This is a genomic window from Bacillota bacterium (assembly GCA_013178045.1).
Classification (GTDB): domain Bacteria; phylum Bacillota; class Ch66; order Ch66; family Ch66; genus Ch66.
Window position 1 is genome coordinate 285,684 of sequence record JABLXP010000001.1, and the last position, 14,085, is coordinate 299,768.

Below are 14,085 nucleotides of genomic sequence, written 5' to 3' on the forward strand. Positions count from 1 at the left end.
CCTCACCGGTAGCTTGTTCTTGTTGTAAAAGGAGGGACAAGCATAATGACGGACAGGCCAGGGCAGGAACTGGTTTTAGTCCTGGATTTTGGCGGGCAGTACAACCAACTGATTGCCCGCCGCATCAGGGAACTCAATGTCTACAGTGAGATGCTGCCTTACAATACCCCGCTGGAGAAAGTCCTGGCGTTAAACCCGAAGGGGATCGTTTTTTCCGGCGGACCATCCAGTGTCTACGGCGATAAAGCCCCGGTTTGTGATCCGCGACTGTTCGAGAGCGGGATTCCAATTCTGGGAATTTGCTATGGCATGCAGTTGATGGCCCATCTCCTGGGTGGCCAGGTTAGGCGGGCGGAACACCGCGAGTACGGAAAAACCGAATTATGGATTGTCGATGAGAACGATTCATTGTTTGCCGGACTGGAGCGTAATCAGACCTGTTGGATGAGCCACGGTGATCTGGTTGAGGCTCCACCCTCTGGATTTAAAGTGACGGCCCGGACCCCGAAAGCTCCTGTGGCGGCGATTAGCGATCCCCAGCGCCGCTTGTACGGCGTTCAGTTCCACCCCGAGGTCAAGCACACGCCGCGCGGCCAGGACCTGCTCCGTCACTTCCTGTTTGACGTTTGTGGTTGCCGTGGCGACTGGACGATGGAATCATTTATTGATAAAACGGTCGATGAGGTGCGGCAGGAGGTCAGCGGTGGGCAGGTACTGTGCGCTTTAAGCGGTGGCGTAGACTCGTCGGTAGCGGCTGCTCTGGTGCACCGGGCGATTGGCGATCAGTTAACGTGTGTGTTCGTTGACCACGGCCTGCTCAGAAAAGGCGAGGGAGAGCAGGTCCGGCGAACGTTTGCCGAACAGTTCCAGATGAAGCTGGTTTATGTTGATGCTCAGGGGAGATTCCTGACGCGTTTGGCCGGGGTGACTGACCCTGAGCAAAAACGCAAGATCATCGGCAATGAATTCATCCGCGTGTTTGAAGAAGAAGCCCGAAAGCTGGGGGCGGTTGACTATCTGGTTCAGGGTACTTTATACCCTGACATCATTGAGAGCGGGACTGAGACCGCAGCCGTAATCAAAACCCACCACAACGTCGGTGGATTGCCTAAAGACATGCGGCTAAAGCTGATCGAACCACTGAAATGGTTGTTTAAAGACGAGGTAAGGCTGGTGGGACAGGAACTGGGCCTGCCGGAGGAGATCGTTTGGCGCCAGCCATTCCCCGGTCCTGGATTGGCTGTCCGGATTCTGGGCGAGGTGACCCAGGATAAACTGGAGATCCTGCGGGAAGCTGACGCGATTGTTTATGAAGAAATCAAACGGGCAGGCTTGTATCGGGAGATCTGGCAATCTTTTGCCGTGCTTCCCTCGATGCGGAGCGTTGGGGTAATGGGCGATGAGCGGACTTATGCCTATCCGATTATCTTGCGGGCGGTGACCAGTGAAGACGCGATGACAGCCGACTGGGCCAGGTTGCCCTATGACCTGCTAGAACGGATTTCGAACCGGATCGTCAACGAGGTGCGGGATGTGAACCGGGTGGTCTACGACATAACAAGTAAACCTCCAGGTACCATTGAGTGGGAATAGCGAAACAATAGCTCAAGGCGGCGGTGTAAATAAATGGTACAAGGCGAATAATAGTGTTAACAAAAAATTTAATGTTCGTTATTTTCCTTGACAATGGCTTCGCCGGTCTGTTAACATCTAAAATAAGAAAGCAAATTTACCAAGTCTGTGCAGAGTGAGGATATGGCTCGCTAGTCAAATCAGGTAACCATAAATTACCTGCGGCAGGCGAAAGTGTACCTAGGGTTCCACTTGCGGCAGTTTAAGCGGGGTTTGGTCCGAGTGGTACAGACGACCTCACATCCAGTCTGTTGGCTGATGGCGAGGTGGTTACACCGAAGGGATAAAAGCCCAGTCGGGTAGGTTTCCCTGTTCATCTGTGGAATCTACCGTCTGGGCTTTGCTATTCTTTAATCTAAATATTTTAGGCGGTTTTCGGTTACACTCGGGTTTAAAGAATATGAAAATGGAGGAGCGTATGTCAGAGAAAAGTAAAACCACGGCTAAACAAACCAAACCTAAACCAAAAGGGGCCAGACCAGTCGAGGTTGGGATCGTGATGGGCAGTGATTCCGATCTACCGGTGATGAAGGAGGCGGCCGAGATTTTAGAACGATTCGCCATTGGCTACGAAGTGGTGATCGCTTCTGCCCACCGAGCTCCCGCCAAGACGGCTCAGTATGCTGAACAGGCAGCTGAACGCGGCCTGGCTGTGATCATCGCTGGAGCCGGCGGGGCGGCTCATTTGCCCGGGGTGATTGCGGCGTTGACTCCTCTGCCTGTGATCGGAGTTCCGATTAAAACAGCGGCACTAGGGGGGGTGGATTCACTTTACTCAATTGTCCAGATGCCGAGTGGCATCCCGGTGGCTACCGTAGCGATTAATGGAGCCAGGAATGCGGGCATCCTGGCCGCTCAAATTCTGGCGGTGCGTGACGCGGACCTGCGCCAGCGAATCCAGCAGTTCAAGGCAGACCTGGCCAGCGAGGTTGAAGCCAAGGCTGCCCAACTGGCCGAGCTCGGGATCGAAGGTTACCTGAATCGATAGTTCTAGATGAATCAGAAAGTGAGGGATGCTCTTTGATTGAACGTTACACCCTCCCAGCCATGGGACGCATCTGGGAAGAAGAGAACAAACTGCAGAAGTGGTTGGAGATTGAAATACTGGCCTGCGAAGCATGGGCTAACCTGGGCAAAATTCCCTCAGCGGCGCTGGAAGAAATTAAGGCGAAAGCAAGATTTGACAAAAACCGGATCGCGGAGATTGAAAAGGTTACGCGCCATGATGTCCTGGCTTTTCTCACCAATGTGGCCGAGTACGTGGGGGACGCCTCCAAATACATTCATATGGGCATGACTTCTTCTGACATCCTGGACACGACTCTGGCGGTTCAGCTGCGGGAAGCGGCCGACATCATCCTGGCCAAACTGGAACGGCTTTTAGAGGTTCTGGCGGCACGCGCCCGGGAACACAAATACACCCTGATGGTTGGCCGCACCCACGGGATCCACGGTGAGCCCGTGACTTTTGGCTTGAAACTGGCCCTCTGGTATGATGAAACCCGGCGCAATATTGAACGGATGCGGCAGGCCCGGGAGGTAATCAGCTACGGTAAAATCTCCGGAGCGGTTGGCACCTTTGCCAACATCGACCCGGCCGTCGAAGAGTATGTTTGTGCGAAGCTGGGGTTAAAGCCGGCGCCGGTGTCGACACAGATTATCCAGCGCGACAGACACGCCCAGTATCTGACTACCCTGGCCGTTATTGCTGCTTCGCTGGAAAAGTTTGCGACGGAGATTCGCAACCTGCAGCGAACGGACATCCTCGAAGTTGAGGAGATGTTTGCTCGGGGGCAGAAGGGTTCCTCGGCCATGCCGCACAAGCGGAACCCCATTACCTCAGAGAGGGTGACAGGATTGGCCCGGGTGATTCGGGGTAACGCCCTGGCTGCCCTGGAAAACGTCGCCCTGTGGCATGAACGCGACCTGACCAATTCTTCCACGGAGCGGATCATCATCCCGGACAGTTGTATTCTGCTCGATTACATTCTGACCAAATTCATAGAGGTTATCGCTAACCTGCAGGTTTATCCCGAAAACATGCAGAAGAACCTTAATAAAACCCTGGGTATGGTCTTTTCGCAGCGAGTGCTGCTGGCTTTGGTGGACAAAGGGGTGCTGCGGGAGGACGCGTACGCCTGGGTGCAGCGCAACGCCATGGAGACGTGGCGAACCGGCCAGCCGTTCAAGGAGACGATCCTCAAGGATGCGGACATCATGGCATGGCTCTCACCAGCGGAAGTGGATGAACTGTTTGACTACGGGTATCACTTGAAGAATGTAGACTATATCTTTAAGCGGGCAGGATTAGAGTAAGAAGGAGGTTTTTTTGGTAATGGTGGAGAGACTGGAGCTACTGTACGAGGGGAAGGCCAAGAAGGTATATCGGACCAATGACCCTAACCTCTACTGGATCGAGTATAAGGATGACGCGACAGCTTTTAATGGCCTCAAAAAAGGGACGATCACCAACAAAGGGTTTTATAACAACCAGATTTCCGCTAAGCTGTTTCAACTGCTGGAAAACAAGGGGATTCCTACCCACTTTGTCGAACTGGTCAATGAGCGGGAAATGGTGGTCAAGGCCTTAAAGATCATCCCTGTCGAGGTGATCGCCCGGAATATCACGGCCGGCAGTCTGGCCAAACGGCTGGGGATGGAAGAAGGCATTGTGCTAAATAAACCGGTTCTGGAGTTCTACTACAAGAGTGATGAACTGGGCGACCCGATGATCAACGAGTACCACATTGACGCCATAAATTTGGCCACGCCGGAGCAGATGGCGGTGATTAAGGATCTGGCCTGGCAAATCAACGATATTCTAAAGGTCTACTTCGCGGAAAAAGGCATCTTGCTGGTTGATTTTAAGCTCGAGTTTGGTGTCTATCAGGGGCAGGTAATTTTAGGGGACGAGATTTCGCCGGATACGTGCCGGTTCTGGGACGCGGAAACTAAAGAAAAACTGGACAAAGACCGCTTCCGTCGCGACCTGGGCAATGTGGAGGGAGCATACGCGGAGGTCTGGCGGCGGCTGCAAAGTTAAGATTGGAGGTAAGCAATGTTTAAGGCTAACATTCACGTAACCCTGAAAAAGAGTATCCTCGACCCCCAGGGAACAGCTGTGCAAAAGGCCCTCCATTCGTTGAACTATGTTAACGTCACCGATGTCCGTTTGGGCAAATACTTTGAGGTGCAGTTGGACGCGCCAGACCGTGCGGCAGCCGAAGCGCAGGTTCGGGAGATGTGTGAACGGCTGCTGGCGAACCCAGTCATCGAAGACTTTACTTTTGAACTGGTGGAGGTATAGCTGAATGAAATTTGGGGTAGTGGTTTTTCCCGGCTCCAACTGTGATGCGGACTGTTACCACGTGGTGAAAGAGGTGCTGCAACAGCCGGTTGAGTACGTCTGGCACCAAAACAGTTCAGTAGCTGGCTTCGATTGTCTGATTCTGCCGGGGGGATTTTCCTATGGGGATTATCTCCGGGTTGGGGCGATCGCCCGGTTTTCGCCAGTCATGGGAGCCATTCAAGAATTTGTCGAGCGGGGTGGTCTGGTGATCGGGATTTGCAATGGATTTCAGATTCTCATGGAGGCGGGGTTATTGCCAGGTGCCATGCTGCGCAATGACAGCCTCCAGTTTCGCTGCCACCCAACCTACCTGCGGGTGGAGGACAACACGACCCCCTTCACCAATCAGTGCCAGCCGGGACAGGTGCTCCGAATTCCGATCGCGCACGGGGATGGGAATTTCTTTGCCGATGCCAAGACGCTGGCGGAGATCGAGGCCAACGGCCAGGTTGTTTTCCGCTACTGCACGCCAGTTGGGGAGATCATTCCTGAGGCCAACCCGAACGGTTCACTGAATAACATCGCGGGAATCTGCAATCGGGGGCGGAATGTCCTGGGGATGATGCCGCACCCGGAGCGCTGTGCGGAGGCGATTTTAGGCAGCGAGGATGGACGCCTCATTTTTGTTTCCCTGTTGAAATGGTGGGAAAGTGGTGGCTTCGATGGAAAGTAAGGTCTGGCGGGAAATGGGACTGACTGACTGGGAGTACGAGCGAATCAAAGAGCTTTTAGGCCGGGAACCGAACTACGTGGAAACCGGTATGTTTGCGGTCATGTGGTCTGAACACTGTGGCTACAAGAATTCCCGTCCCGTGTTGAAACTCTTTCCAACCAGCGGTCCCCAGGTCTTGCAGGGGCCGGGGGAAAACGCAGGTATCGTTGATATCGGTGACGGTCAGGCGGTGGTCTTCAAGATTGAGAGCCACAATCACCCTTCGGCAGTTGAACCCTTCCAGGGGGCAGCTACTGGGGTTGGCGGGATCGTGCGCGATATTTTCACCATGGGGGCGCGTCCGATCGCTTTGCTAGATTCTCTCCGGTTTGGTGAGCTGACAAAGCCCCGGGTCAAATATCTTTTTAGTGGAGTAGTCGGTGGAATCAGCTCGTACGGTAATTGTATCGGAATTCCCACCGTGGCGGGTGAGGTCTATTTTCACCCGAGTTATGAGGATAATCCGCTGGTCAATGCCATGTGTGTTGGGCTGATTGACCAGAAAAATATTGCTAAGGGTGTAGCCGCCGGGGTTGGCAACCCGGTGATGGTGGTGGGAGCGCGGACCGGCCGGGATGGTATCCACGGGGCCACTTTTGCCTCAGAAGAGCTAAATGAAGCTTCCGAAGAAAAGCGCCCGGCGGTTCAGGTAGGCGACCCCTTTATGGAGAAGTTGCTGCTCGAAGCTTGCCTGGAGCTGATTCAGGCCGGCCTGGTCGTGGGGATGCAGGACATGGGTGCGGCCGGGCTGACCAGTTCATCTTGTGAGATGGCGAGCCGCGGCAACAGCGGGATGGTGATCGATGTCTCATTGGTTCCCCGGCGGGAAGAAGGCATGACCCCGTACGAGGTTATGTTATCAGAATCGCAGGAACGGATGCTGGTCGTGCCGAAGAAGGGAAAAGAGGAAGAAGTCCAAAAGATTTTCGCCAAGTGGGGCTTGGAGGCGGTGGTTGTCGGCTGGGTAACTGATGACGGGATAATGCGGATCAAAGACGGCGATGAGATTGTGGCCGAGATTCCCGCGAAAGCCCTGACCGATGAATGTCCGGTGTATTACCGGGAGGAAAAGGAGCCGGCTTACTATCAGCGCTTAAAGGAATTTGATCTCAGTACCGTTCCTGAACCGGCAGACTACGTGGCGGTCTTACGCCAACTGCTGGCTTCGCCGAATATTGCCAGCAAAGAACTGGTTTACCAGCAGTACGACCACATGGTCGGGGTAAACACCGTTGTTGTCCCTGGTGCGGCAGATGCGGCTGTTTTACGGGTGAAAGGAACCCAAAAAGGATTAGCATTAAAGACTGACGGCAACAGCCGGTTCTGCTACCTGGATCCCTTCCGCGGCGGTGCGCTAGCGGTGGCGGAAGCAGCGCGCAACTTGGTTTGCACTGGAGCAAGACCACTGGCGATCACTGACTGCCTCAACTTTGGTAACCCGGAGAAACCTGAGATCTTCTGGCAGTTCCGTCAGGCTGTCTTGGGGATGAGCGAGGCCTGCCGGGCTCTAAATACGCCGGTCATCAGCGGTAATGTTAGCTTCTATAATGAAACTAAAGGAGAAGCGATTTACCCGACCCCAGTCGTGGGTATGGTTGGCCTGTTGACCAACATTAACCGGCGGTGTACGCAGGGCTTTAAGCAAGAAGGGGACGTGATCCTTCTATTGGGTAATAATAAAGGGGAAATTGGCGGGAGCGAGTACCTGGCCGTGGTGCATGGGCAGGAAGCAGGTCCAGTGCCTGAGCTTGACTTGGATCTGGAGCGCGCGGTCCAGACTTGTTGCCTCATGCTGATTGAAGAGGGTTGGGTTAAGTCGGCCCATGATTGTTCGGAAGGTGGATTAGCGGTGACGTTAGCGGAATCATGCATCAGCGGGCAAATTGGTGCCGAGATTGAATTCACCAGTGAACTACGCGCTGACCACTATTTGTTCGGCGAAACACCCTCGCAAATTGTGATTTCGGTTGCACCTGAACGGGTACCGCTGGTACTGGAGGCTGCCGAAGAATTTGTGGTTCCAGTGACTGTTCTGGGTCGGGTCGGTGGCCCTAACTTAAAGATAACGAAAAAAACCAAACAAGAAAACTTCATGGCGCAATCCTTAATTGATGTACCGGTCAAAGAAATCGAAGAAATTTGGCGGGGGGCAATTCCGTGTTTGATGAAAGGGAATTAATGGATAAGCCAAAAGAAGAGTGCGGTTTGTTTGGCATCTATGTACCGGTTAAGGAGGCCAAGGTCAGAGGCTTCCCAGTGAATGAGGATGTCGTGTCAGACGTGGCCAGACTGACCTATTACGGCCTCTACGCCCTTCAACATCGGGGCCAGGAAAGCGCCGGGATCGCCATCTCGAATGGGAAAGGGATCGAAGTCACTAAAGCCATGGGCCTGGTGGCTGAGGTTTTTGACGAACAGAAACTGAGCGCTTTGCGTGGGCACGTGGCTATCGGCCACGTGCGCTACTCGACGACGGGCTCGAGTCTACTTGTCAACGCGCAACCCCTGGTGTTTCGTTACCTCCAGGGGATGATGGCCCTCGCCCATAATGGCAATTTGACCAATGCCACTCAGCTTCGGCACCGGCTGGCAACTTTGGGTTCTGTTTTTCAATCAACAACTGATAGTGAAGTTATTGTCAACCTGATTGCCCGGTATTCCCAGGACAGTGTTGAGGATGCCCTGCTGAAATGCATGATCGACATCAAAGGGGCCTACTCGCTGGTATTGATGACGGAAAACAAGCTGTTAGGTGTCCGGGATCCCTTCGGGGTGCGGCCACTGTGCCTGGGCCGGCTGGGTGACGCCTATATCCTGGCCTCAGAATCCTGTGCCTTGGATACGGTTGGGGCAGAGTTTATCCGGGACCTCGACCCCGGGGAGATTGTGGTTATTGATGAACGGGGCTTGACCTCCCTGAAGATTTTACCGGCTACTCACCGAGCGACCTGTATCTTTGAATACATCTACTTTGCCCGGCCAGACAGCAACATCGACGGATACAACGTGAACCGGGCGCGGCGGGCGATGGGAAGACAACTGGCGCGTGAGAAAAAGATTGAGGCCGATATCGTAATCTCTGTTCCCGATTCCGGTACGGCGGCGGCGTTGGGTTATGCCGAAGAGGCAGGGATTCCTTATGAAGAGGGGTTGATGAAGAACCGCTACATCGGTCGCACGTTTATTCAGCCTGCCCAAAAGACCCGCGATCTCGGTGTTCGCCTGAAACTTAACCCGATTCAGGAAGCCTTGAAGGACAAACGAGTAATCATGGTGGATGATTCAATCGTGCGTGGGACGACTTCGAAAAAAATTGTCCGTATGCTGCGTGAGGCGGGGGCGGCTGAAGTGCATATGCTGGTGAGCTCACCCCCGATTCTGCACCCCTGTTTTTATGGGATTGACACCTCCGAACGGGAAGAACTGATTGCGGCCAAGATGAGCCTGGCCGAAATCGAGAAGTATATTGGGGCGGATAGCCTGACCTACCTCAGCCTGGAGGGACTGTTGGGTTGTTTCCCCGGGAATGAAGAAATGTTTTGTACGGCCTGCTTCAGCGGAAATTACCCGATTGAGATTCCGTCTCAGGTAGCGGCGGGCAAGTTTAGTCTTGAGGGTTAAGAGGAGATGAGAAGCAATGAGCGGCGCGAAGGAATTGACCTATCGAGACGCGGGTGTGGATATTACGGCCGGCAGCGAAACCGTAAACCTGATTAAAGAAAGCGTCCGACGGACGTGGCGGCCTGAAGTGCTTACCGAAATTGGCGGGTTTGGCGGTTTATTTGCCCTTAACGTGGTGAAGTACCGTGAACCAGTACTGGTGTCGGGAACGGATGGTGTGGGGACGAAACTGCGCGTGGCCATGATGGCCGACCGGCACGATACCATTGGGATTGATGCCGTAGCCATGTGCGTGAATGATATCCTGGTGCACGGGGCCGAACCCCTGTTTTTTCTAGATTATTTGGCGGTGGGAAAACTGGTGCCGGCTAAAGCGGCGACGATTGTCCAGGGGGTGGCCGAGGGCTGTCGGCAGGCGGGCTGTGCCCTGATCGGTGGAGAAACAGCCGAGATGCCCGGCTTTTACGGAGAAGACGAATACGACTTGGCCGGCTTCGCGGTAGGTGTGGTCGAAAAGTCAAGGTTGATTACCGGTGCCAGCATTGTAGCGGGCGACCAGATTCTAGCCCTGCCTTCGACTGGCCTCCACAGCAACGGATATTCCTTGGCCCGCAAGGTTTTGTTTGAGGTTGGGGGTTACCAGCTTAGTGACATGGTGCCGGAACTAGGAAAAACCGTCGAGGAGGAACTTCTGACTCCAACACGGATTTATGTCAAGTTGGTGTTAAAAATCCTGGAACAGTATCAGGTGAAAGGAATGGCCCACATTACCGGGGGCGGGCTGGTGGAAAACGTCCCCCGGATCCTGCCGGCCGGCACAAGTGCTTTGCTCTACCGCAATAGTTGGCCGGTCTTACCAATTTTTAAGCTGTTGCAAAAACTCGGCAATATCAGCGAGGCGGAAATGTTCCGCACCTTTAATATGGGGGTGGGCCTATGCCTGGTGGTATCGGCCGCTGACGTGGCTGGTATAACCAACCTCCTCCAGGCTAATAATGAACCTGTTTACCGGATTGGCGAAATTATCCCAGGCGATGGCCGAGTGGTCTGGACGGATGAACACGCGAAGGAGGCGGGAGAATGAGCAAGTTTCGACTGGCTGTCCTGGCTTCCGGGCGTGGTTCGAATCTTCAGGCGATCCTGGATGCGATCGAGGATGGGCGGCTGCAGGCCCAGGTAGCGGTTGTGATCAGTGACCGCGGGGAGGCGCCGGCTTTAGAGCGAGCCAGGGCCAAGCATATCCCCGCTGTCCATATCAATCCCAAGGACTTTTCAGACAAGGCCGCATATGAACAGGCGGTGGCAGACTGTTGCATCGAGTACCAAGTAGACCTCATTGTTCTGGCTGGATATATGCGCATTCTTGGGGCTGAATTCATTCGCCGCTTTCCAAACCGGATCGTAAATATCCACCCGGCCCTTTTACCGTCTTTCCCTGGGCTGCATGCCCAGCGGCAGGCCCTCGAGTACGGGGTGCGTTTCAGCGGGTGCACCGTGCATTTCGTTGACGAAGGGGTGGACAGTGGGCCCATCATCAGTCAGGCGGTAGTCCCGGTGCTTCCCGACGACACGGAGGAGACCCTGGCCGAACGGATCCTTGTGCAGGAGCACCGCATTTATCCAGCGGCGATTCAGCTGATTGTCGAAGGCCGGTTGGAAGTCAAGGGCCGGCGGGTGCTGATCCGAGATAAGCATGGACATTAGTTTACATAATGCAACAAACTCGATACTTTTTTAAAATGTAAATTGAACTTTGATGAAGAATTAAGCTTGATTTAGCTACCCTTATGTCAAAATAAAAATATAATAAGAGGTGACAACCGATGAAAAAAAGGCGAGCACTAATCAGTGTTTCCAACAAAACTGGGATCGTTGAACTGGCGAAGTCCCTGGTTGACCTGGAATTTGAGATCGTCTCCACGGGTGGGACGGCTCAATACTTACAAGCGGCTGGGGTGCCGGTAACACCGGTTTCCCAGGTAACGGGTTTTCCGGAAATCCTGGACGGGCGGGTGAAGACACTCCATCCCAAGATTCACGGTGGGATTCTGGCCCGACGGATTCCAGAGCACCTGAACCAATTAGATGAACATGCCATTACCCCAATCGATCTGGTAGCGGTTAACCTGTATCCTTTCCGGGAAACCATCAGTAAACCTGGTGTAACCCTAGAGGAAGCGATTGAAAACATTGACATCGGCGGACCATCCATGGTTCGTTCGGCCGCCAAGAACTACCAGGATGTCATTGTTCTTGTTAATCCCGAGCGGTATGAAGAGGTTTTAAAACAGCTGATGGAGACTGGCAACGTCAGCCCGGACCTGCGTCAGCAACTGGCAGCTGAGGCGTTCGCGCACACGGCCGAATATGACCGGTTGATCGCGGCCTTTCTACAAGGGCTAAATCAAGCGGACAAGCCAGCTGTCTTCCCGGAGCAGTTGGTGCTGGTGGGCGAAAAGATTCAAGACCTCCGCTATGGAGAGAATCCTCACCAGAGAGCGGCCTTTTACCGGCTGGCCGGTGTTCAGGGCGGCCTGGCGAACGCCAAACAGCTCAATGGGAAAGAGTTGTCGTACAACAATATTGTTGACCTGGAATCGGCTTGGGCGATCGTTAGTGAGTTTGACGAGCCCGCCGCGGTGATCATTAAACACACCAACCCCTGCGGTACGGCGATTGGTGCCGATCTGGCCGAGGCATACCGCAAGGCTTATGCGGCCGATCCTCTGTCAGCCTATGGGGGGATCGTGGCCCTCAATCGCCCGGTGGACCGGCTGACGGCGGAGGAAATGGCCAAGATCTTCTTAGAAGCGGTCATTGCCCCGGCTTATGATCATGAAGCCTTGGCAATCTTACAGAAAAAGCAAAACCTGCGCGTCCTGGCCGTTGAACCGATACGGACGAAGCAAGGAAGCTGCTGGCAGGTGAAGACTGTCCAGGGGGGCTTTGTTGTCCAGGATGTTGATGAGGGTAGCCTGGACGATGTTGAACTTAAGGTGGTTACTGACCGTCAGCCGACTGAACGGGAGTGGGAGGATCTCCGTTTTACTTGGCAAGTGGTCAAGCACGTCAAATCAAACGCCATCGTGGTTGGCACCGGGGGGCAAACCTTGGGTGTCGGTGCGGGTCAGATGAATCGGGTCGGTGCGGCCAAGATCGCTTTGGAGCAGGCCGGGGAGAAGGCCCGGGGCGCGGTGCTGGCTTCTGATGCCTTTTTTCCCTTCCGTGATACCGTAGATGAGGCGGCCAAGGCCGGCATCACGGCGATTATTCAACCCGGGGGCTCAATCCGTGATGCCGAGTGTATCCAGGCGGCCAATGAACACGGGATCGCCATGGTGTTTACCGGGATGCGCCACTTCAAACATTAATTGACATAATACAAAGGGGTGGTAGCGTGGAGGAGAAGCTAAACGTACTCGTGGTCGGCGGTGGTGGTCGTGAACACGCTCTGGTGTGGAAACTCAAGCAGAGCCCACGGGTCAAAAAAATTTACTGTGCCCCGGGAAACGCGGGTATTGCTCAATTAGCCGACTGTGTTACCATCGCTGCCGAAGACATTCAGGGTCTGTTGCATTTTGCCGAGCAGGCGAGTATTGACCTGACCGTGGTTGGTCCAGAGGCCCCACTGGTGGCGGGAATCGTTGATACGTTTGAGCAAGCCGGTCGGCGTATCTTTGGCCCTAGCCAAAAAGCAGCGCTTCTTGAGGGCAGCAAAGCCCTGGCCAAGGAGATCATGGTCAAGTACGGTATCCCAACGGCCAGGCACGCTACGTTTAGTACGGCTGAAGCAGCGTATGCCTATATTCAAGAACAAGGAGCTCCCTGTGTGGTCAAAGCCGATGGGCTGGCGGCGGGTAAAGGTGTCGTAGTGGCTATGGATGAAGAGACGGCGTTGGCGGCAGTTAAAGAAATCATGGAGAACCGGGCCTTCGGTGAGGCCGGGAATCAGGTCGTGATCGAAGAATACCTTGAGGGCGAAGAGGTTAGCATTCTGGCTTTCACGGATGGGCAGACGGTGGTCCCGATGGTTTCGGCGCAAGACCATAAACGGGTCTTTGATGGGGACCGGGGACCGAATACCGGGGGGATGGGGGCATATTCACCAGCTCCAGTCTATAACCCGGGTGTGGCCCAGCAGGTAGTGAAACAGATCCTGGAGCCGACTGTGGCGGCGATGCGCACCGAAAGGCGAGAATACCGTGGAGTTTTGTATGCGGGTTTAATGATTACGGCCAATGGCCCGAAGGTTTTAGAATTTAACGCCCGTTTTGGCGATCCCGAAACCCAGGTGGTGTTGCCGCGCTTGAAGACTGACCTGGTGGACATTATTGAGGCAATCCTGGATCAGCGGCTTGAACAGCTTAAGATCGAATGGTATCCGCAGACGGCTGTTTGTGTGGTCCTGGCGGCGGGGGGTTACCCGGGTAGTTACCAGAAAGGAATGGTCATTGAGGGGTTGGATCGGCTTACCCAAGAGGTGCTGGTTTTCCATGCTGGGACGACGAGGCGAGACGGGCGGATTGTTACCAACGGCGGCCGAGTCCTCGGGGTAACGGCTTTGGGGGACACCATTCAAACCGCAATTGATCGGGCCTACGCCGCGGTCGAGCAGATTAAGTTTGCAGATATGCATTACCGCCGAGACATCGGCTACCGGGCTTTACAACGGCGTTAGGATGCACGAGCGGATAACTAATCCAGTGAGAAGTAATGAGGTGAGACCTTGATTGCTTTAGAAGACCTGAAGAATAACCCCAAAATTATTACC

The 14,085-nt window shown here is 54.3% G+C and carries 12 protein-coding genes; all 12 read left to right on the forward strand.

The annotated features are described in order from the left end of the window. Positions 1-45: 45 nt before the first annotated feature. The 12 genes from guaA to purD all read left to right on the forward strand — a co-directional run bounded on the left by guaA (position 46) and on the right by purD (position 13,992). Positions 46-1,593 carry a glutamine-hydrolyzing GMP synthase gene (gene guaA / locus HPY81_01495; protein NPV26134.1) on the forward strand — a complete coding sequence of 516 codons (1,548 nt, stop codon included), beginning with the start codon at positions 46-48 and terminating at the stop codon, positions 1,591-1,593. A gap of 457 nt (positions 1,594-2,050) precedes the next feature. After that, entirely contained in the window at positions 2,051-2,620 is a 570-nt protein-coding gene (gene purE, locus HPY81_01500) for a 5-(carboxyamino)imidazole ribonucleotide mutase (protein ID NPV26135.1), read from the forward strand. 32 nt (positions 2,621-2,652) lie between these two features. Continuing rightward, complete coding sequence (locus HPY81_01505; protein NPV26136.1) at positions 2,653-3,948, forward strand: adenylosuccinate lyase; 1,296 nt, start codon at positions 2,653-2,655, stop codon at positions 3,946-3,948. Between the two features lie 22 nt (positions 3,949-3,970). Next, positions 3,971-4,675 carry a phosphoribosylaminoimidazolesuccinocarboxamide synthase gene (locus tag HPY81_01510; GenBank protein ID NPV26137.1) on the forward strand — a complete coding sequence of 235 codons (705 nt, stop codon included), beginning with the start codon at positions 3,971-3,973 and terminating at the stop codon, positions 4,673-4,675. Between the two features lie 15 nt (positions 4,676-4,690). After that, positions 4,691-4,939 carry a phosphoribosylformylglycinamidine synthase subunit PurS gene (gene purS, locus HPY81_01515; protein ID NPV26138.1) on the forward strand — a complete coding sequence of 83 codons (249 nt, stop codon included), beginning with the start codon at positions 4,691-4,693 and terminating at the stop codon, positions 4,937-4,939. Between the two features lie 4 nt (positions 4,940-4,943). Further along, positions 4,944-5,654, forward strand: coding sequence for a phosphoribosylformylglycinamidine synthase subunit PurQ (purQ, locus tag HPY81_01520; GenBank protein NPV26139.1), 711 nt, complete (start codon positions 4,944-4,946; stop codon positions 5,652-5,654). Next, complete coding sequence (purL, locus tag HPY81_01525) at positions 5,644-7,872, forward strand: phosphoribosylformylglycinamidine synthase subunit PurL (protein ID NPV26140.1); 2,229 nt, start codon at positions 5,644-5,646, stop codon at positions 7,870-7,872. The genes purQ and purL overlap by 11 nt, the downstream gene beginning before the upstream one ends. Next, on the forward strand, positions 7,872-9,314 hold the full coding sequence (locus HPY81_01530) for an amidophosphoribosyltransferase (GenBank protein ID NPV26141.1): 1,443 nt from the start codon (positions 7,872-7,874) through the stop codon (positions 9,312-9,314). The genes purL and HPY81_01530 overlap by 1 nt, the downstream gene beginning before the upstream one ends. 16 nt (positions 9,315-9,330) lie before the next feature. Further along, positions 9,331-10,398, forward strand: coding sequence for a phosphoribosylformylglycinamidine cyclo-ligase (locus HPY81_01535; GenBank protein NPV26142.1), 1,068 nt, complete (start codon positions 9,331-9,333; stop codon positions 10,396-10,398). Next, on the forward strand, positions 10,395-11,018 hold the full coding sequence (locus tag HPY81_01540) for a phosphoribosylglycinamide formyltransferase (GenBank protein NPV26143.1): 624 nt from the start codon (positions 10,395-10,397) through the stop codon (positions 11,016-11,018). Before HPY81_01535 ends, HPY81_01540 begins: the two co-directional genes overlap by 4 nt. 119 nt (positions 11,019-11,137) lie before the next feature. Continuing rightward, positions 11,138-12,685 carry a bifunctional phosphoribosylaminoimidazolecarboxamide formyltransferase/IMP cyclohydrolase gene (gene purH, locus HPY81_01545; protein NPV26144.1) on the forward strand — a complete coding sequence of 516 codons (1,548 nt, stop codon included), beginning with the start codon at positions 11,138-11,140 and terminating at the stop codon, positions 12,683-12,685. Between the two features lie 26 nt (positions 12,686-12,711). Next, positions 12,712-13,992 carry a phosphoribosylamine--glycine ligase gene (gene purD, locus HPY81_01550; GenBank protein NPV26145.1) on the forward strand — a complete coding sequence of 427 codons (1,281 nt, stop codon included), beginning with the start codon at positions 12,712-12,714 and terminating at the stop codon, positions 13,990-13,992. Positions 13,993-14,085 lie beyond the last annotated feature (93 nt).

Excerpts from the sequence above, each read along its gene's own strand:
- purQ (NPV26139.1), top strand. The coding sequence starts at position 4,944 with ATGAAATTTGGGGTAGTGGTTTTTCCCGGCTCCAACTGTGATGCGGAC.
- purL (NPV26140.1), top strand. The coding sequence starts at position 5,644 with ATGGAAAGTAAGGTCTGGCGGGAAATGGGACTGACTGACTGGGAGTAC.
- guaA (NPV26134.1), top strand. The coding sequence starts at position 46 with ATGACGGACAGGCCAGGGCAGGAACTGGTTTTAGTCCTGGATTTTGGC.
- HPY81_01535 (NPV26142.1), top strand. The coding sequence starts at position 9,331 with ATGAGCGGCGCGAAGGAATTGACCTATCGAGACGCGGGTGTGGATATT.
- purH (NPV26144.1), top strand. The coding sequence starts at position 11,138 with ATGAAAAAAAGGCGAGCACTAATCAGTGTTTCCAACAAAACTGGGATC.
- purS (NPV26138.1), top strand. The coding sequence starts at position 4,691 with ATGTTTAAGGCTAACATTCACGTAACCCTGAAAAAGAGTATCCTCGAC.
- purE (NPV26135.1), top strand. The coding sequence starts at position 2,051 with ATGTCAGAGAAAAGTAAAACCACGGCTAAACAAACCAAACCTAAACCA.
- HPY81_01530 (NPV26141.1), top strand. The coding sequence starts at position 7,872 with ATGGATAAGCCAAAAGAAGAGTGCGGTTTGTTTGGCATCTATGTACCG.
- HPY81_01540 (NPV26143.1), top strand. The coding sequence starts at position 10,395 with ATGAGCAAGTTTCGACTGGCTGTCCTGGCTTCCGGGCGTGGTTCGAAT.